Raw genomic sequence first — 18,471 nt, 5'->3', positions numbered from 1 at the left:
ACCCCTCGGGGCGATCGTTCTCTCGGTCCTGCTGSCGGTGGCTCCGATCGCGCTCATGAGTCGCCTGTGAAGCAGGGAGTGCCGCAGGCCGCGCGCGAGCGCTGAGCCTGTCTAGAATGCCGGGCGGCGTGCTGAGGGGCGCGCCGAGAACCATGAATCCAACGAGGGAGCCCGGCGCCACGCTCGGGCGAGGAGGGGTGATGTTGAAGTGCCTGCGTACGGCAGCCGAGCGGCTGGCGGTGTACTTGTCGCTCGCCTGCGGCGTCGCGCTGCTGGCGTCCTGCGGCGGGGGCGGGGGCGGCGGTGTCGGCGACAGCGGTCCGTTCTCGGTGACCTACGACCGTACCAGCATCGACCTGGCCTGGGATGTCGGCAGCGAGGTGCCGCAGGGTGTCGTGCAGGCGCGATCGTTCGGCACGCCGGGCGGCAAGATCTACGTCGGCGTCGACACGCCGAACCACCTGCCGGATCCCGCCATCGATCGCTCCGAGATCCGGGTCACGAGCAACCAGGATGCGACCGTCCGCATCTTTCCCAATCCCGCGCTGACACCCGGCACCTATACCGGAACGCTGCTGCTGCTGGTGTGCTCGGATCCCACCTGCAGCCGCCACTTCACGGGGTCGCCCGCCACGCTGGCCTACCAGATCGTCGTGCGTCCGGGCATCCGCCTCACACCCTCGGCCTTGGCCGTGGCCAACAGCGCCGGGCTGCCGCGGTCCAGCCAAGTCGCGGTGGCGTTGCCGCCGGACGTGTCGGAGTACGCCGTCAGCACCGACGATGCCGCCGTGACCGTCGACCAGCGCAGTGCCACCGGCCTGCGCGTCAACACACCGGCGCGCGAGCCCGGCACCTACACCACGCACCTGACCTTGACGGCAGGCAGCTACCAGCGCGTGCTGACCGTGACCGAAACCGTCGGCGTGCGCACCCTGCAGCTCGACACCACCGAGTTGACGCTGCAGGCCGTCAGCGGGCAGCCGGCGGTCGCGCATGTCGGCATCCTGACCTTGCCGCCGGGCGCATCCACCGTTTTCCTGAATCTGCATTTCAATGCCGAGGCCCAATCCTGGCTGCACCTGTCGAACATCACCCCGACGGGATTCGACGTGGTCGCGGACTCGCTGCCGTCCGGCACCTACGACGACATGTTCAGCGTCCGGGACGACCAGCTGAAGAGCGGCAGCGCCACGATCAGGCTGTCGTATGTGGTGAGGCCGCCTGCGGGGGGCGATCAGCCGTTCTCGACAACGGTGAAGAGCCYGAACCTGTCGGCGGCGGAAGGTGCGAGCACGACGCAGACGCTGCCGATGACCCCGCCGAGCTGGAATCCGGATGTCGCTGTCGCCATCGAGTACAGCGGCTCGGCGAAGGGCTGGCTGAGCACTTCGGTCCTGCCGGGCACCGGCCTGCAGGTGACGGCGCAGGCACTCGGCCTGGCGAAGGGCAGCTACTACGCCACGCTGACTCTGAAGCCAGCCTACCCGAGCCGGCCCGTCGTCGTGCCGGTGGCGCTCACGGTCGGCTCCGGTCTCGCGACGCCGGTGCCGCAGACGCTGGTGATCGGTGCCGAGTCGACGCCGGCGGCGCTGGCCGGCAGCGTTCCGGTGGTCGGGAACGGCGTCGCGGCGGCGTCGTGGACCGCTGTCTCCTCGGTCCCGTGGCTGCGGCTCACGCGCAGCAGCGGCGACCTGACGACGCCGCTGACCTACGAAGCGGACCTGGCCCAGGTGCTGGCCCTGCCCGCGTTCACCGACCTGAAGGCCGGCATCACGATCCAGGCGAACGCGGTGGGCGCGGCCGCCGGCAGCGCGCTGACGCCGGTGACGGCGCAGGTGGTGCTGCGCAACGAGCTGCCCGAGGTGCTGGGTGTGGGGCCGGCCGCATGGCGCACCGGTCGAGCCGGTACGCTGATCGTGCGCGGGCGTGGCTTCGATCACCTGGGCGACCCGGTGGCGCGCCTGTCGATCACCGGCATCACGCCGCAGAGCGTCGCCGTGGTCAGCCCGACCGCGATCAACGTGACCCTGCCGATGATGAGCGCGGGCGACAGGGCGATCGCCCTCTCGAATGCGCTCGGTGCCGCCACCGCGTCCGGCGTGCTGCGCGTGGTGGATGCGCCGGTGCACGCGGCCGGCAAGGTCGCGACCGGGGGGCAACCGACCTCCCTGGTCTACGACCCGATCCACGGCCTCGTCTTCCTCGCGAACCCGACCCTGGGTGTCGTGCAGCGTGCGCGCGAAACCTCGTCGGGCTGGGTGTCCGACCGGCTCGCCTTCACGGCCCCGTTCGACATCGGCATGAGCCCCGATGGAAGCTGGCTGGTGGTGGTGGAGAGCAAGGGGACGCTGCACCTGGTCGACCCGGTGGCCTTCACCGTGACCAGCAGCCATCCGGTCGGCACGGCGATCATCAACTCGCCCGGGTCGAGTACCGGCCATGGCTTGCCCTTCACCGACGACGGCCGGGTGTGGATCGGGTCGGTCAGCCAGAAGGGCCCCACGCGCTTCCACCTGGCATCCCGCGCCTTCGACGTACCGGGGCTGCACGGTGGACCGATGGAGGTGTCGCGCAATGGCGAGCGCCTGCTGATCGGACAGGTCGATCTTGGAAACACGATCAGCTACGGCGACCAGTCGAGCGGCACCTGGCGCCTTGCGCCGGCCGCTGTGGGATCTCTCGGCGGCGCCGACAACGGTGTCGACGAGACGGGCAGCCGGATGATGGTCAATGCCGTCGTCTACGACGCGGACTTCGCGGCCGTGGGGCGGGCGAGCGACCCGTTGCCCAAATGGGTGGAGCAATCGACGGTGCTGTCGCCGGATGGCGGGCGCGTCTACCGCTACGTGTTTCCGATCAACGGAACCGGTGACACTCGCACGCCGTACCTCACTGTCTTCGACGCCGGCGGAGCGCCCTCCACGCAGACCAGCCTGCCGGCGCTTCCGGTGCTGGGCAGCGTCCCGTTGAGCGATTTCGCGTGCCTGGTGGTGCTCAACTGCTTGTCGGAGCCGAGGATGAACATCTCGCCCGATGGCAGGACGGTGTTTGTGGCGGGCGAGAACGCACTGCTCGTCATCCCGGTGCCGCAGGCGCTGGCTCCGCGGGTGAAGGCAACCTCCGCTGGGCGCACCGGTGCTTCCGCCGCGGTGGAACGCCTGCGTTGAACGGCGCTATGCGCTCAGGCAGGCCCTGAGCGTGGCAGCGTCGAACGGCTTCTGCAGGAACGGCCAGCCCGCCCCCCAGTCGGCCTGGCCGCTGAACGCCTCCAGCGGCATGCCCGACATCAGCGCCACGCGCAGCTGCGGCCAGCGCGTCGCGACGGTGCGGGCCAGCTGCACGCCGCCCATGCCATCGCCCAGGCGCAGGTCCGACAGCAGCAGTTGCGGCGCGGCGCCGTCCTCCAGCCGGCGCAGGGCCTCTTCCGCGCTGGCGACCGCCTGCACTCGGCAGCCCGCGGACGAGAGCATTTCCGACACCGTGCTGCGCACCGCTTCGTCGTCGTCCACCAGCAGCACCGAGGACACCGGCACCGTGGCCGACAGGCCGGGCCCTGACGGCGCTTGCCGCTCGCGCGCCGCAGCCTCGAGCGCAAAGCGCAAGCTGACGCTCGTGCCCTCGCCGACCCGGCTCGCGAGCGCGATGCGCCCGCCCGACTGCTTCACGAAGCCATAGACGATCGACAGCCCGAGCCCGCTGCCTTCGCCGTCTGCCTTGGTCGTGAAGAACGGTTCGAACACCTTCTCGCGCAGCGCCTCGGGAATGCCGCTGCCGGTGTCGCTGACGCGCAGCTCGAACTCGCCGCCCTCCACCCGCGTTGCGATCTCCAGCCGCCCGCCGCCGGGCATCGCGGCCGCGCTGTTGATCACCAGGTTCAGCAGCGCGTTCTCCAGCTGCCCGCGGTCGACGTGCACGCAGGCGTCGCCGGCCCGCAGTGCCAGCGCCACCTGCACCGCGTCGCCGGCGCTGTAGTCAATCAGGTCGATCATCTCCTCGACCATCGCGTCCACCGCGACCGGCTCGGCCTGCAGCGGCTGGCGCCGCGCGAACGCTAGCAGGCGCCGCGTCAACGCGCTTGCGCGCTCGGCGGCCCGGCCGGCGCGCTCCAGCTGCGCACGGCCGACGGCATCGAGCCCCGTCTGCGCCTCCAGCAAGCCCAGCGTGCCGACGATCGTGCCCAGGTGGTTGTTGAAGTCGTGCGCGACGCCGCCGGTCAGCTGGCCCAGCATCTCCAGCCGCAGCGCATGCTGCAGCTGCACCTCGATCGCACGGCGCTCGGTCAGGTCGGTGACGAGGCTCACGACACCGCCATCGGGCATCGCCCGGCTGCGCACGTCATAGACGCGGTTGTCCGGCAGGTACAGCTCGACATGCGCATGCGCGGTGAACGGTGGCAGCGCGCCGGCGGCCAGCGCCTGCCGCTCGGTGAGCCCCGGCGCGCTCCATGCGATGCCGCCGGCCAGTTGCGCCATCAGCTGCCGTGGCGGCTGGCCCGGGGCCGGCCGCACGCCGTGCACCGCGAGCATGCGTTCGAGCGGTTCGTTCCACAGGCGCAGCCGGCCGTCGCGGTCGAACACCGCGAGGCCGTCGTTCATGCTGCTGTGCACCGCGGCGCGCAGCTCGCCCTGCTGGCGCAGGTCGGCCACCAGCTGCTGCTTGGCCAGCAGGTTGTCGCGGAACACCTCGAAGGTGCGGGCGAGCGCGCCCAGCTCGTCGCGGCGCGCGGTTGCCGGCGTCGCCACCGAGGTGTCGCCGCGCGCGAGCCGCGACATCACCGCGGTGATCCGCTCGACGCCGCCGACCAGCCGGTGCACGTAGGCGGTCGCGCCGAGCGCGATCACGCCGCACACCAGCGTCAGCAGCAGCAGGCCGGTCTTGCCGGAGGCGATCGCGCGCGAGACGAGTTCGCTGCGCGTCTGCGCGGTCTCGCGCAGCGTGTCGACGTGGCGCGAGACCTGCGCGCTGAGCTCGTCGGCGTTGGTGCGCGTCAGCAGCACCAGCGAGCCGCTGCGGCTGTCGAGGTTGATCTGCTCGCTGCGCAACCGCAGGATGCCGGCCGGGCCGATCGACAGCTCGCGCAGCGTCGCGCGGAACACGTCGCCGAGGCCGGCGTAGGCGGCCCGCCGGTCGGCGGCGATCAGCAGCGCCTCGACATCGGCCTGCAGCCGCCCGAGCGTGGCCGGCGTGTCGACGCTCGCACCCAGCACCAGGCTGGACCACACCTGCGTCAGCACCGGGTCGCCGTGGCGCGGCGGCGTGCCGCGGGCGTGCAGCCGGCTGCCGATGTCTTCCAGCCGCTCCATCTGCGTCTGCAGCCGCTGGCGCACCTGCTGGCGCAGCTGCGTCAGCTCGGCCAGCCGCAGCAGGTTGATGTCGCCGCGGTCGATCAGCGGGCCGATGCGGGCCTTCAGCGGGCCCTGGCCGTCGATCTCGCCGGAGCGCTGGCGGATCTCGCTGATCAGCCCGCGCGCGATCGTCGCGCTGGCGTCCAGGCTCTCGGGCGTGCGCGACTCGGCCAGGTCGGGCGCGGTGGCGGCCAGGCGCGTCGTGCGCTCGGCGAGTTCGAGCGCCTGCGCGATCTGCGGCAGCACCTCGTCTTCGTAGGCCGAGAGCTCGCGCTGCGTGCGCTGCATGCCGAGCCAGCCGACGATGGCCAGCGCGATCGCGGCGACCAGCAGGATCACGAAGGCGGCCATCAGCCGGGTGCGGACCCGCTGGGCGCGGGGTCCGACGCTGGGTGTCGCTTCAGGTGGTGCGCTCATGCCCGTGGGTCACAGGCGCAGCGAAGACGTAACCCAGCCCGCGCTCGGTGCAGATGTAGCGCGGGTGCTTCGGGTTCGGCTCGATCTTGCGGCGCACGCGCAGGATCAGCACGTCGACACTGCGGTCGAACACCTCGGTCTCCAGGCTGCGCGTGTGCTCCAGCAGCTGGTCGCGCGTCCACACCTTGCCCGGCTGGCTGACGAAAGCCTCGAGCAGCCGGAACTCGGCCGGCGTCAGCGCGCAGGCGCTGCCATCGGCGGCGCGCAGCTCGCGCTCGCGCAGGTCGAGCGTCCAGTCGCCGAAATGCAGCTGGGCCGCGGGTTCGGTGGGGGCCGCTGCGGCCGCGGCGGGTTGCGTGCGGCGCAGCACCGCACGCACATGGGCCAGCAGTTCGCGCGGGCTGAACGGCTTGACGAGGAAGTCGTCGGCCGCGAGCTCGAGCAGCAGCACGCGGTCCATCTCGTCGCTGCTGCCGCTGATCATGATGATCGGCAACGCAGGGTGCCGCTCGCGCAGGCTGCGCGCGAGCGCCAGCCCGTGCTCGTCCTTCAGGCGCAGGTCGAGCAGCACCAGCGCGTGCGGTGCCTCGGCCAGTGCCGCGTGCATGCCGATGCCGTCGCCTGCGGTGCTGACGTCGAAACCGGACTGCGTCAGCGCGTCGTCGAGCGAGGCGCGCAGGTCAGGGTCGTCGTCGACGACGAGGATGCGCGGGCGGGCGGGGGCAGGCATCCCGGCAGTGTGCACCGGGGGGGATTGGCTACTGGGATGGGGATTTACCCGAGCCCCCGCCGAACCGCGCCTCGCCCTGCTTGCGGAACTCCTTCGGCGTCATCCCCTTGATCTCCAGGAAGCGCCGGTTGAAGTTCGCGACGTTGTTGAACCCCGCGTCGTAGCAGACGTTCGTGATGTAGCGGTCGGTCTCCATCAGCAGCTGGCAGGCCCGCGTCACGCGCAGCCGGTTCACGAAATCGGTGAAGGTGTTGCCGGTGGCGCGCCGGAAGTAGCGCGAGAACTGGCTCTCGCTCATGCCCACGCGCCGGCTCAGCTCGCCCATCGAGAACTGGCTCGCGCTGTTCTCGGTGATGTAGTCGACGATGGTGCTGATCTGCGCGAGCGAGGTGTCGTCGTCGAAGCTCTGCAGCGGCATGCTCGACAGCAGCCGGTAGTCGCTGCAGTCCGACAGCTCGCCGAGGAACTCCAGGAACTCGGTGAAACGCTTCAGCCCGTGCAGGCTGCGGATGCGCACCAGCCGCTCGCGCGCCCGGTCGCTCATGCCGAAGAACTCGATGCCGTGGCGCGCCCGCTCCAGCAGCGGCAGCACGTCGCGCAGGTCGGGGATCAGGTCGGTCGCGCGGCGCAGCGGCTCGTCGGAGAACTGCAGCACCACGTCACGCAGCGGCACGCCCTCGGCCGGGATGTCGGTGGAGATCCAGTTGTGCGGCAGCCGCGGCCCGGTCAGCACCAGGTGCCCCGGCTCGAAATGCCCGATGTAGTCACCGACGAACACCTTGCCGCGCGTCTCGATGATCAGGTGCAGCTCGTATTCCTCGTGGTAGTGCCAGCGCACCAGCGGGTTCGGCACGCCATGCTCCAGGCAGCGCACGTAGCCGTAGGTGCCCTCCGGCTCGTAGCCGAGCTTGGTGTCGCGCACGAAGTCGTGCTCGAGTTCGGGGCTGCGGGTCCGGTGGGTGTTCATCGCGGCTTCAAGAAAGTCATCAACTCATCACGTTGCCACCGTCGACGTTCAGCGTCTGCGCGGTGATGTACGCCGATTCTCCACTGGCCAGGAAGACCGCGGCGCCGGCGATGTCGTCCGGCACGCCCATGCGGCCCAGCGGCACCGCCTTGCCGACCGCGATCTTCTTCTCGCCCGGCTGCAGGTGCTCGTGGCGCGCGAAGAGGGCGTCGACCTGCCCCCACATCGGCGTGTCGACCACGCCCGGCGCGATGCCGTTGACGCGGATGCCGTGCGGCGCCATCGCGAGCGCCGCCGACTGCGTGTAGCTGATCACCGCCGCCTTGCTGGCGCAGTAGTGCGACACCAGCGCCTCGCCGCGGCGCCCGGCCTGCGACGCGAGGTTGATGATGCTGCCGCGCACGCCGCCCGCGACCATGCGGCGCAGCACCGCCTGCATCGTGAAGAACATGCCCTTCACGTTGACGTCGAAGAGGCGCTGGTACATCGCCTCGTCCGAATCGAGCAGCGGCGCCAGGTCGAACACCGCGGCGTTGTTGAACAGCGTTGTCAGCGGCCCGAGGCGTTCTTCGGCGCCGGCCACGAAGCGGGCGATGTCGTCGCTGCGCGCGACGTTGCCGCTCAGGTACTGGACGCGGCCCGGGTGCTGGTCGACCAGCGCCTGCAGCTCGGGCGCCGGCGTGGCGGGCAGGTCGACCGCGGTGCAGCGCGCGCCTTCGCGCAGGAAGGCCCGCGTCACCGCCAGGCCGATGCCGCCGCCGGCACCGGTCAGCAGCGCGTGGCAATCCGCGAGGCGTTGCGTCGCGGGGTAGTCAGCCATGGCCGTTCTCCTTCAGGAACTGTTTGACCTCAGCATGCGCCCGCTGCAGCGCGGCCACCAGCCGCGCATCGCCGGCGAGCGGCCCCCACAGCACCGGATCGCGGCTGAACGCGGCCAGCGGATCGGCGCTCTCGAAGATCGCATGCGCCGCCGCCACGTCCATGCCCTGGTCGTGGTACGTGTAGCTCAGCTCGCCGCGGTGCCAGCGGCCGAGGAACTCGAAGAACAGCGCCGGCAGCTTCGCGACCGACGCGATCGACGCACCACGGGCCAGGCACTCGCGGAAGGTCGGCCACAGGAAACCGGCGATCTTCGCGTAGCCGTCCATCGCGACGCGCTGGTTGGTGTCCTGCAGGTACGGGTTGCTGAAGCGGTCGATCACGACGTCGCGGTACGCGGCGAGGTCGAGCGGATACGGTTTCTGCGACGCCTCCAGCGACGGGATCACGTCGTTCGTCACGTAGTCGAACGCCATCTGGCGGATCGCCGGGTGCGCCACGTCCTCGTGGATGTACTGGTAGCCGAGCAGGGTGCCGGCCCAGGCGAAGCAGCTGTGGCTCGCGTTCAGGATGCGGATCTTCGCCTCCTCGTACGGCAGCACCGAGGCCACCATCTCGGCGCCGGCCTTCTCCCAGGCCGGGCGGCCGTTGATGAAGTGGTCCTCGATGACCCACTGGATGAAGCGCTCGCCCATCACCGGCGCGCCGTCGTCGACGCCGGTCGCGGCCTTCACGCGCCCCGCGATGTCGGGCAGCGGGCGCGGCGTGATGCGGTCGACCATGTCGTTCGGCGAGCTGGTGTTCTGCTCGACCCAGGCGTGCAGCGCGGCCTGCTGGCGGCGCGCGAGGAAATCGAGGAAGCCGGCGCGGAAGCGCTCGCCGTTGCCGCGCAGGTTGTCGCAGTTCAGCAGCGTCACCGGGCCGGCGTTGCGCGTGCGGCGCGCGTCGAGGATCGCGGCCATCGCGCCGTAGATCGTGCTGCGGGTCTTGCCCGCCAGGTCGCTGGCCAGGTCGGCGAAGCTGTCGTCGAGCCGGTTCTGGTCGTCGAGGTAGTAGCCGGCCTCGGTGACGGTGAACGAGATGATGCGCGTGGCGGCATCGGCGCCGATCGCGATCAGCCCGGCCAGGTCGGGCGTGTACGGCACGATCTTCCGGATCGCGGTGATGCGCTCGTAGAAGCGCTCGCCGGCCGGCGTCACCGTCTCCAGCGTGTAGGCACCGCCCTGCTTCTGCAGCGCCGCGATGGTGTCGGCCATGTCGGGGCGCAGGTTGCCGCCGGCGATCTGCCAGGTGGTGTCGCCCTGATGGATCAGGTTCTGCAGGTAGACGGCCTGGTGCGCGCGGTGGAACGAGCCGAGGCCGAGGTGGAGGATGGTCAGGGGAGTGGTCGTCATGGGAAAGCTCGCATCGCTAGGCGGCCTGCTGCAGCGGGCGCAGCGTTCGCCCCTGGGCGTCGAAGAGGTGGAGGGCGCTGGCGTCGAAGCTGATGCCGACGCTGTCGCCCGGCTTGAGGGTGGTGCGCTCGCTCTGCCGCGAGACGAGGGGGACGCCTTCGCTGGTGTCGCCGATGCGGGTGTGGATCAGCGTGTCGGAGCCGAGCGATTCGATCAGCTCCACGCGGGCTGCGAGGCCGGTTCCGGCGGCACCGACGCGCACGTACTCGGGCCGCACGCCCACCGCGCCGTCGGTGGGCAACCGTGTGCCGGCCAGGCGCGTCAGTTCGGGCACGGCAGCCGTCTTGACGACGTTCATCTGCGGCGTGCCGATGAACTGTGCGACGAACTGGTTGGCCGGGTGGTCGTACAGCTCCAGCGGCGTGCCGACCTGCTCGATCAGCCCGTCGCGCAGCACCACCACGCGGTCGGCCAGCGTCATCGCCTCGACCTGGTCGTGCGTCACGTAGATGGTGGTCGCGCCGAGGTCGCGGTGCAGGCTCGCGATCTCGACACGCGTCTGGCCACGCAGCGCCGCGTCGAGGTTGGACAGCGGCTCGTCGAACAGGAAGACCTTGGGCGCGCGCACGATGGCGCGGCCGATCGCGACGCGCTGGCGCTGCCCGCCCGACAGCTCCTTCGGCGTGCGCTGCAGGTACTGCGTGAGGTTCAGGATCTTCGCGGCGCGCTCGACCTTCTGCTGGCGCGTCGCCACGTCGACCTTCGCGAGCTTCAGCGCGAACGACATGTTGTCGAACACCGTCATGTGCGGGTACAGCGCGTACGACTGGAACACCATCGCGAGGTCGCGCTTGGCGGACGGCACGTGCGTGATGTCGCGGCCGTCCAGCTGCAGCGAGCCCTGCGTGGTGGCCTCGAGCCCGGCGATCAGCCGCAGCAGCGTCGACTTGCCGCAGCCCGACGGGCCGACGAAGACGATGAACTCGCCCTTCTCGATCTGCAGGTCGATGCCCTTGATGGTGCGCACCGGCCCGAATTCCTTGACGATGCCCTTGAGTTCGAGGAATGACATGGGGTCTCCTTACTTGACGGCGCCGAAGGTCAGGCCTTGGACGAGTTGCTTCTGGCTGAACCAGCCGAACACGATGATGGGAGCGATGGCCAGCAGCGATGCGGCCGACAACTTGGCCCAGAACAGGCCCTCGGGGCTGGAGTACGACGCGATCAGCGCGGCCAGCGTGCCGGCGTGGGCCGAGGTCAGGTTCAGCGACCAGAAGGCCTCGTTCCACGCGAGCACCAGGCACAGCAGCCCGGTCGACGCGATGCCGCCCATCGTCAGCGGCAGGATCACGTGGCGGAACTCGTCCCACACGGTCGCGCCGTCGAGCCGCACCGCCTCGAGGATGTCGTTCGGCACCTCCTTGAAGGCGCTGTAGAGCATCCACACCATGATCGGCAGGTTGGACAGCGTGAACACGATGATCAGCGCCGTCAGCGAATCGAGCATGCCGGTGGTCTGCGCCATCACGTACACCGGCACCAGCGCGCCGACCGCCGGCATCATCTTGGTCGACAGCATCCACATCAGGATGTCGCGCGTGCGCTTCGTGCGGAAGAAGGCCATCGAATAGGCGGCCGGCGCGGCGATCATCAGGCCGAGGATCGTCGACACCAGGCTGGTGATCAGCGAGTTCTTCGCGTACAGCAGGTAGTCGCTGCGCTCCTGCACCTCGGCGAAACTCGACAGCGTGGGCGTGAAGATCAGTTGCGGCGGCACCGCGATCGCCTGCATCTCGGTCTTGAAGGCGGTGAGGCCGAGCCACAGCAGCGGGAAGAACAGCAGCAGCGCGATCGCCCACGCGAAGAAGGTGCGGACGTACGGGAAACCGTTCGGGTAGGTGGTGCTCATGGCGTCAGTCCAGGCGTCAGTCGAGGTTTTTGCCAACCATGCGGATCAGGAACACCGCGGCGATGTTGGCCAGCACCACCGCGAACAGCGCGCCGGCCGAGGCCACGCCGACATCGAAGTTCATCAGCGCCTGCTTGAAGATCAGGAACGCGAGGTTGGTGCTCTCGTTGCCGGGGCCGCCGCCGGTGGTGGTGAAGATCTCGGCGAACACGCTCATCAGGAAGATCATCTCGATCATCACGACGACCGCGATCGAGCGGCCCAGGTGCGGCAGCGTCAGGTACCAGAACTGGTGCAGCGCGTTGGCGCCGTCCATGCGGGCCGCCTCCATCTGCTCGCGGTCGAGCGACTGCAGCGAGGTGATGAAGATCAGGCAGGCGAACGGCAGCCACTGCCACGACAGCATCAGGATCACCGAGGCGAGCGGCAGGTCGGTCATCCAGTCGATCGGCGTCGCGCCGAAGAAGTGCCACACGTGCGCGAGCACCCCGTAGATCGGGTTCATCATCATGTGCTTCCACAGCAGCGCATTGACCGTGGGCATCACGAAGAACGGCGAGATCAGCAGCACGCGCACGATGCCCTGGCCGGGGAAGGGCTCGTTGACGAGCAGGGCCAGGCCCACGCCCAGCACGACGGTGATCACGATCACCGCGCCGAGCAGTTCCAGCGTCTGCAGCACCGCCGGCCAGAAGTCCGGGTCGGTGATGAAGTAGTGGAAGTTCTCGATGCCGACGAAGGTCTTGTCGCCGGGCTGCATCAGGTTGTAGTGCACCAGCGAGAACCAGATGGTCATCACCAGCGGGACGATCATCCACAGGAACAGCGTGGTGACCGCCGGCGCCATCAGCGCGCGGGGCAGGAATCGGGTCATGGCGTGAACCTCCGTCAGGCACTGACCCCCGGCCGGCACACGCCAGCACGGAGGCAGAAAGGGCTAGGAGGAAAGCCTACTTTTTCAGGTAGCCGCCCTTGGTCATTTCACGCTCGGCAGCGGTCTGCGAGGTCTTCAAGGCCTGGTCGACGGTGACCTTGCCCGACAAGGCTGCGCTCATCTGCTGGCCCACCGCGATGCCGATCGCCTGGAACTCCGGGATCGCCGCGTACTGCACGCCCACGTACGGCGACTTCGGCAGCGTGCTGTCGTTCGGGTTGGCGCTGTTGATCGCCTTCTGCTCCTCGACCGCGAACTTCGCGACCTTCTGGAACTCGGGGTTCGCGTAGGTCGACTTGCGCGTGCCGGTCGGCACGGTGTGCCAGCCCGAGCTCTGCGCGATCAGGTTGATGTAGTCCTTCGACGTGGCCCAGGTGATGAACTTCTGCGCGGCGTCGGCCTTCTGCGACGAGGCGGGGATCGCGAGGTTCCACGACCACAGCCAGTTCGCGCCCTTCGGCGTGACGGCCTGCGGCGCCTGCGTGAAGGCGACCTTGTCGGCCACCTTCGACTGCTTCGGGTCGCTGATGAACGAGGCGGCGATCGTCGCGTCGATCCACACGCCGCACTTGCCTTCGTTGAAGAGCGCGAGGTTCTCGTTGAAGCTGTTGGCCGACGCGCCGGGCGGGCCGTACTTCTTCATCAGGTCGACGTACTGGCCGATCGCGTCCTTCCACGGCTTGGTGTCGATCTGCGGCTTCCAGCTCATGTCGAACCACTGGCCGCCGTAGGTGTTGACCATCGTCGTCAGGAAGGCCATGTTGTCGCCCCAGCCCGGCTTGCCGCGCAGGCACAGGCCGTACACGCCCTTGGCCGGGTCGTGGATCTTCGAGACGATGTCGGCCATCTGCGTCCAGGTCGGATTGGCCGGCATCGTCAGGCCCTTGGCCTTGACGAGGTCGTCGCGGTACATGGTCATCGAGCTCTCGCCGTAGAACGGCGCGGCGTACAGCTTGCCGTCCAGCGACAGGCCGCTGCGGATCGCCGGCAGCAGGTCGTCGACGTCGTAGGCGGCGTCGGTCTTGATCTCCTTCAGCCAGCCCTTCTTGCTCCAGATCGGGGCCTCGTACAGGCCGATCGTCATCACGTCGAACTGGCCGCCCTTGGTGGCGATGTCGGTGGTGACGCGCTGGCGCAGCACGCCTTCCTCGAGCGTGACCCACTTCAGCGTGATGCCGGGATTGGCCTTCTCGAAGTCCTTGGTGTGCTTCTGCATCTCGATCATGTGGCCGTTGTTGACGGTCGCGATCACGAGGTCGGTGGCATGCGAAGACGTGGCCGCCACGACGCCCAGCGCGCCAAAGGCCAGAACCATTGCAGTCTTGTTTGTCATCTGTGTCTCCATCGTTGTCGAACTGATGCGACGTGGTGGGCCACGTCCGCAGCCGCAACGATAGACGTATGCCTTTGAACGATTTGGTACGGACCCTGCCAAGAGCTGTACTTTCTTGCATCGAACGGCCCGGGTTTTCCTGGATTTCGGGGACAGGGGTTGTGTTGAGATGGCGCAAGCCAGCCCCATCTGTGGGGCTTGCCCCGCTCACGACAGGTCCTGCCATGTCATTTCGCTTGTTTCCGGTGGCCTTGCTGGCTGCCTTCCATGCCTGGATCGGCGTCCGTCTGCTGGGCGTGCTGCCCGGTCCGTGGGGCGCCGTGGGGGCGGGCCTGCTGATCGGACTGTTCCTGCTGGTGCTGTCGGCCGCGAGCCCGATCCTCGGGCGGCGCGCGGCGACCGGGCTGCTGGCCTGGGCCGGGCTGATCGCGATGGGGTTCTTCTCGACGCTGCTGGTGCTGACACTTGGGCGCGACGTGGCGCTGCTGGCGTGGGGCGGGTGGAACCTGGCGGCGGGCGGCGGGCCAATCCCGCTGGCGGTGCTGCAGGTGTCGGCGCTCGCGGTGCCGGCGCTGGCACTGCTCGCCAGCCTGCTGGGCCTGCTGAACGCGCGGCGCCGGCCCGGCGTGCGGCGCGTCGACGTGCCGATTGCCGGCCTGCCGCCGGCGCTCGAAGGCTTTACGCTGGTGCAGATCAGCGACCTGCACGTCGGCCCGACGATCCGCAAGGATTTCGTCGACCGCGTGGTCGATGCGGCCAATGCGCTGGACGCCGACGTGATGGCGCTGACCGGCGACCTGGTCGACGGGCGGGTGCCGGAACTCTCCGAGCACACCGCGCCGCTCGGGCGGCTGCAGGCGCGGCACGGCGTGTTCGCGGTCACCGGCAACCACGAGTACTACTCCGGTGCGCCGGCCTGGGTGGCCGAGCTGCGGCGGCTCGGCATCACGGTGCTGATGAACGAGCACCTGCTGCTGAAGCATGGCGCGGGGCGGCTGCTGCTGGCGGGCGTGACCGATTTCGGCGCGCACCACTTCGACGAGCGGCAGCGCAGCGATCCGGCACGGGCGATGCACGGCGCGTCGGACGAAGCGCATGCGAAGGTGCTGCTGGCGCACCAGCCGCGCAGCGCGCCGGCGGCGGCCGAGGCGGGCTTCGACCTGCAGTTGTCAGGCCACACGCACGGCGGGCAGTTCCTGCCGTGGAACCTGTTCGTGCCGCTGCAGCAGCCGTTCGTGGCCGGGCTGCACCGGCTGGGCGCGCTGTGGGTCTACGTGAGCCGGGGAACGGGTTACTGGGGGCCGCCGAAGCGGCTGGGGGCGCCGTCCGAGATCACGCGGGTGCGGCTGGTCCGGGCGGCCTGAGAGGGTTCAGTCCCTTTCGGATGGGCGGCCGGGCGTTCCAGGCCGGCGTGGTCACGCGGATCCCGCGACGGGCCTTCGACACGGCGGCGTCGGGCGTCGGGGCGCTCTGAGAGCTGGTTCATCGAAACACTCCTGCGGGCACGGGCCCGTCAGGAAGGGGGCAATCGACGTGCCCGGCAGGATCAGCGCCTTTCCGACAAGCGGGCCAGCACCAGGCGTGCCGTCGACAGGTTGGTGGCGCAGGGCACGTCGTGCACGTCGCAGGCCCGCACCAGCGCATTGATGTCGGGTTCGTGGGGCTGCGGCGTCATCGGGTCGCGCAGGAACACCACCAGGTCGATCTCGCCCTGCGCGAGCTTCGCGCCGATCTGCAGGTCGCCGCCGAGCGGGCCGCTGAGCATGCGCTGCACGGTCAGCCCGAGCTGGTCGTGCAGGCGGCCGCCGGTGGTGCCGGTCGCGACCAGCGTGCAGCCTTGCAGGAAGCCCAGGTACTCGCGGGCCAGCTCGACCATCGTGTCCTTCTTGTGGTCGTGGGCGATCAGGGCGATGCGGGGAGGGGGGGCTGACGGGGTGTCGGAAATGGTGTCGGTCATGAACATCAGTGCGGTTTGCGGGGCTTGCGGAAGGATTTCGGTCGGTACACGTTGCCGTCCCACTCGCCGCCGTCGCGGGCGCGCTCGATCGCGTCGCGCGCCTCACGGTTCGCCTCACGGCGCGCGGCCGGCCAGCGCCACAGCCGCAGCCAGGTGCCGGCCAGCGTGGCCCACCAGCGCTGCATCATGAAATCGAACTGCATTCGTCGGCGCACGCTGAGCGTCAGGCGCACCAGCAGGATGGCGCAGACCAGGAGCACGGTGCCGGCGAGGATGGTTTCAAACACGGGGTGGCCTCAAGCGTTCATGCATCCGCACGGGCGAACGCGTGGGAGCCATGGTAGCCAGTGGCGGCCGGCCGTGCGCACGGCGTGACACCTTCGTTCGGGGGATGCGTGGATTGCTGCCGTACGCGGAACCCCGGACTCACTTCAGCTTCCAGCGCTCTTCGCTGATCGGCTCCAGCGACCAGTCGACCTCGGCGCCCCGTTGGTTCGCCTTCCTGGCCGCGGTGAGCTTGCGGGCGACGAGGATGGCGCAGTTGCGCAGGTTGTCGAGGTCGCGCTTGCGCAGGGCGGGGTTCGGGGCGGCGCTGTAGCAGCACAGCGTGCCGTAGACGCTGCCGTCGGGCATGACGATCGGCGTGCTGAGGTGGGCGCCGACGGTGATGTCGGTGCGCGGCAGCCCGATGTCCTTCGCGATGGCGGCCGCATCGGGCACCAGCTCCGGCATGCGTCCGTCGACCACCTGCTTGCACCAGCTCTCCTCGATCGGGTTGCCGTCGCCGGGGCCCATCGGCGGGTTGTCGCCGTCGACGAAGCGGAACACGCGCTGGCCGTCGACGAATTCGGAGACGAACACCACGTCCATCTTCAGGCGGTCGCGCAGCGTACGCAGCACCTCGGTGACGGACTGGTCGATGCCGGGGTCGGTGCCGTCGGCGGTGGCCACCAGCAGCTCGGAGATCATCACCGACAGGTCGTCGGGACCGAAGGCGTCGTGCAACTTCATGCGCGCACTGTAGCCATGTTTCAAAGATGACAAAACCGGCAGGGGTGTCGCTCACAGTCGACATCCTGGCCGGGCGGGTGGCCGCTGTAATGCCGCACCAGGAGCCGGACTCGATCCGGCCCGGACCACAACGGATGGAGACATACGATGATGCAAAGACGCCTGATCCTGGCGCTGGCTGCGGCCGGCTTTTCGTTGATCGCGACGGCGACCGCGCAAGCTGCGACGCTGAAGATCTCGTGCGGGGCGGTCGGCCAGGAGCTCGAGCTGTGCAAGAGCGCGGCCGAGGCCTGGGCGAAGAAGTCGGGCAACGCCGTCGAGGTGGTGTCCACGCCGAACGATGCCAGCGAGCGGCTGGCGCTGTACCAGCAGGTGCTGGGTTCGCAGTCGGACAAGATCGACGTGTTCCAGGTCGACGTGGTGTGGCCGGGCATCCTCGGCTCGCACTTCCTGGACCTGAAGCCGTACAGCAAGGGTGTCGAGAAGACGCACTTCCCGTCGATGGTGACGAACGGCAGCGTGCAGGGCAAGCTGGTCGCGATGCCGTGGTTCATCGATGCGGGGCTGCTGTACTACCGCAAGGACCTGCTCGAGAAGCACGGCCTGAAGGTGCCGGTCACGTGGGAGCAGCTGACCGACACCGCGCAGAAGATCCAGTCGGCCGAGCGTGCCGCGGGCAACGACAAGATGTGGGGCTACGTGTGGCAGGGCCGGGCCTATGAGGGGCTGACCTGCAATGCGCTGGAGTGGGTGTCGAGCTACGGCGGCGGCACCATCGTCGACGCGGCGGGCAAGGTGTCGGTGAAGAACCCGGCGACCTCGAAGGCGCTGGCGATGGCGGCCTCGTGGGTCGGCACGATCTCGCCGACGGCCGTGCTGAACTATGCCGAGGAGGAATCGCGCGGCGTGTTCCAGGCCGGCAACGCGGTCTTCATGCGCAACTGGCCGTACGCCTGGTCGCTGGCGCAGCGCGACGACAGCCCGATCAAGAACAAGGTGGGCGTGGCGGTGTTGCCGAAGGGCGGCGATGCGGGCTCGAACGCGGCGGCGCTGGGCGGGCAGCAGCTCGCGGTGTCGAAGTACTCGAAGAACGCGGCCCTCGCGGCCGACCTGGTGATGTACATGACCAGTGCCGAAGTGCAGAAGGAGCGGGCACTGAAGGGCTCGTTCAACCCGACGGTCTCGACGCTCTACCAGGACAAGGACGTGGTCGCCGCGAACCCGTTCATGAGCCAGCTGGCCGGCACGTTCGCGAGCGCGGTGCCGCGGCCTGCCACCGTGACGGCCTCGCGCTACAACCAGGTCAGCAACGAGTTCTGGAACGCGGCGCACGAGGTGCTCTCTCGCAGCGCGAAGCCCGAAGAGGCCGTTGCCAAGCTCGATCAGCGCCTGAACCAGATTGGCCGCGGGGGTCGTTGGAATTGAGGCGCAGGCAAAGACGCGGGTGGGGAGGCTGTGGCTCGCCGGCCGGTGCGGTCATTGCCCCTTGGGRGGCAATGACTCCCCTGCGCTGACTGGTTTCATGGCCCGTCGCCCAAACTCCCTCCACTCACTTCGTTCGTTGTGGTCAAACAGTGGGCGACAGTCAGTGCACGAAGCGTGCTGGCGCACGCGGGCCATGAAACCAGCCAGCTCCGGCGCCCCGTCCCTATTGG

15 protein-coding genes are annotated in these 18,471 nt (G+C 69.3%); 3 read left to right on the top strand and 12 right to left on the bottom strand.

The window, feature by feature from the left end:
* Nucleotides 1-200: 200 nt before the first annotated feature.
* Nucleotides 201-3,167 carry a hypothetical protein gene (locus tag AC1D1T_RS13895; protein WP_477992007.1) on the top strand — a complete coding sequence of 989 codons (2,967 nt, stop codon included), beginning with the start codon at nt 201-203 and terminating at the stop codon, nt 3,165-3,167.
* A gap of 6 nt (nt 3,168-3,173) precedes the next feature.
* Here AC1D1T_RS13895 and AC1D1T_RS13890 read toward each other — a convergent pair whose 3' ends face one another.
* The 9 genes from AC1D1T_RS13890 to AC1D1T_RS13850 form a co-directional block, all read right to left on the bottom strand.
* Complete coding sequence (locus AC1D1T_RS13890) at nt 3,174-5,762, bottom strand: ATP-binding protein (protein WP_477992006.1); 2,589 nt, start codon at nt 5,760-5,762, stop codon at nt 3,174-3,176.
* The gene (locus tag AC1D1T_RS13885) at nt 5,746-6,492 is read right to left on the bottom strand and encodes a response regulator (protein ID WP_477992005.1); all 747 of its coding nucleotides are present in this window, start codon (nt 6,490-6,492) and stop codon (nt 5,746-5,748) included. Before AC1D1T_RS13885 ends, AC1D1T_RS13890 begins: the two co-directional genes overlap by 17 nt.
* Before the next feature lie 28 nt (nt 6,493-6,520).
* Nucleotides 6,521-7,459 (bottom strand): AraC family transcriptional regulator, encoded by a 939-nt coding sequence (locus AC1D1T_RS13880; protein ID WP_047500421.1) that lies wholly within the window; start codon nt 7,457-7,459, stop codon nt 6,521-6,523.
* A 19-nt stretch (nt 7,460-7,478) separates the two neighbouring features.
* On the bottom strand, nt 7,479-8,279 hold the full coding sequence (locus AC1D1T_RS13875) for an L-iditol 2-dehydrogenase (RefSeq protein WP_477842912.1): 801 nt from the start codon (nt 8,277-8,279) through the stop codon (nt 7,479-7,481).
* Nucleotides 8,272-9,672, bottom strand: a complete 1,401-nt coding sequence (gene dalD / locus AC1D1T_RS13870) for a D-arabinitol 4-dehydrogenase (protein ID WP_477992004.1) — start codon at nt 9,670-9,672, stop codon at nt 8,272-8,274. Before dalD ends, AC1D1T_RS13875 begins: the two co-directional genes overlap by 8 nt.
* Nucleotides 9,673-9,688: 16 nt before the next feature.
* Nucleotides 9,689-10,744 carry an ABC transporter ATP-binding protein gene (locus AC1D1T_RS13865; protein WP_047500429.1) on the bottom strand — a complete coding sequence of 352 codons (1,056 nt, stop codon included), beginning with the start codon at nt 10,742-10,744 and terminating at the stop codon, nt 9,689-9,691.
* A 9-nt stretch (nt 10,745-10,753) separates the two neighbouring features.
* Nucleotides 10,754-11,581, bottom strand: a complete 828-nt coding sequence (locus AC1D1T_RS13860; RefSeq protein WP_047500431.1) for a carbohydrate ABC transporter permease — start codon at nt 11,579-11,581, stop codon at nt 10,754-10,756.
* Nucleotides 11,582-11,597: 16 nt separating this feature from the next.
* Nucleotides 11,598-12,455 carry a carbohydrate ABC transporter permease gene (locus tag AC1D1T_RS13855; protein ID WP_465111022.1) on the bottom strand — a complete coding sequence of 286 codons (858 nt, stop codon included), beginning with the start codon at nt 12,453-12,455 and terminating at the stop codon, nt 11,598-11,600.
* Nucleotides 12,456-12,531: 76 nt separating this feature from the next.
* Nucleotides 12,532-13,848 (bottom strand): ABC transporter substrate-binding protein, encoded by a 1,317-nt coding sequence (locus tag AC1D1T_RS13850; protein ID WP_477844889.1) that lies wholly within the window; start codon nt 13,846-13,848, stop codon nt 12,532-12,534.
* A gap of 224 nt (nt 13,849-14,072) precedes the next feature.
* On the opposite strand from AC1D1T_RS13850, the gene AC1D1T_RS13845 reads away from it, so the two are divergent.
* A complete protein-coding gene (locus tag AC1D1T_RS13845) occupies nt 14,073-15,212 on the top strand; it encodes a metallophosphoesterase (protein WP_465111024.1) in 1,140 nt (379 codons plus the stop codon).
* A 182-nt stretch (nt 15,213-15,394) separates the two neighbouring features.
* Here the strand turns inward: AC1D1T_RS13845 and AC1D1T_RS13840 are convergent, their stop codons facing one another.
* The 3 genes from AC1D1T_RS13840 to AC1D1T_RS13830 form a co-directional block, all read right to left on the bottom strand.
* On the bottom strand, nt 15,395-15,805 hold the full coding sequence (locus AC1D1T_RS13840; protein WP_465111025.1) for a methylglyoxal synthase: 411 nt from the start codon (nt 15,803-15,805) through the stop codon (nt 15,395-15,397).
* Between the two features lie 5 nt (nt 15,806-15,810).
* Nucleotides 15,811-16,092: a hypothetical protein gene (locus AC1D1T_RS13835; RefSeq protein ID WP_477826155.1), complete on the bottom strand. Its 282-nt coding sequence runs from the start codon at nt 16,090-16,092 to the stop codon at nt 15,811-15,813.
* 139 nt (nt 16,093-16,231) lie between these two features.
* Nucleotides 16,232-16,816: a GAF domain-containing protein gene (locus AC1D1T_RS13830; RefSeq protein ID WP_052211233.1), complete on the bottom strand. Its 585-nt coding sequence runs from the start codon at nt 16,814-16,816 to the stop codon at nt 16,232-16,234.
* Nucleotides 16,817-16,963: 147 nt separating this feature from the next.
* Here AC1D1T_RS13830 and AC1D1T_RS13825 point away from each other — a divergent pair, with 147 nt between their 5' ends.
* Entirely contained in the window at nt 16,964-18,241 is a 1,278-nt protein-coding gene (locus AC1D1T_RS13825) for an ABC transporter substrate-binding protein (protein WP_477826154.1), read from the top strand.
* Nucleotides 18,242-18,471: the final 230 nt, after the last annotated feature.

It is taken from the genome of Rhizobacter sp. P2_H3 (assembly GCF_056403355.1).
Note: the sequence above shows the minus strand (reverse complement) of the source record. Positions and strands in the feature narration are given on the sequence as shown.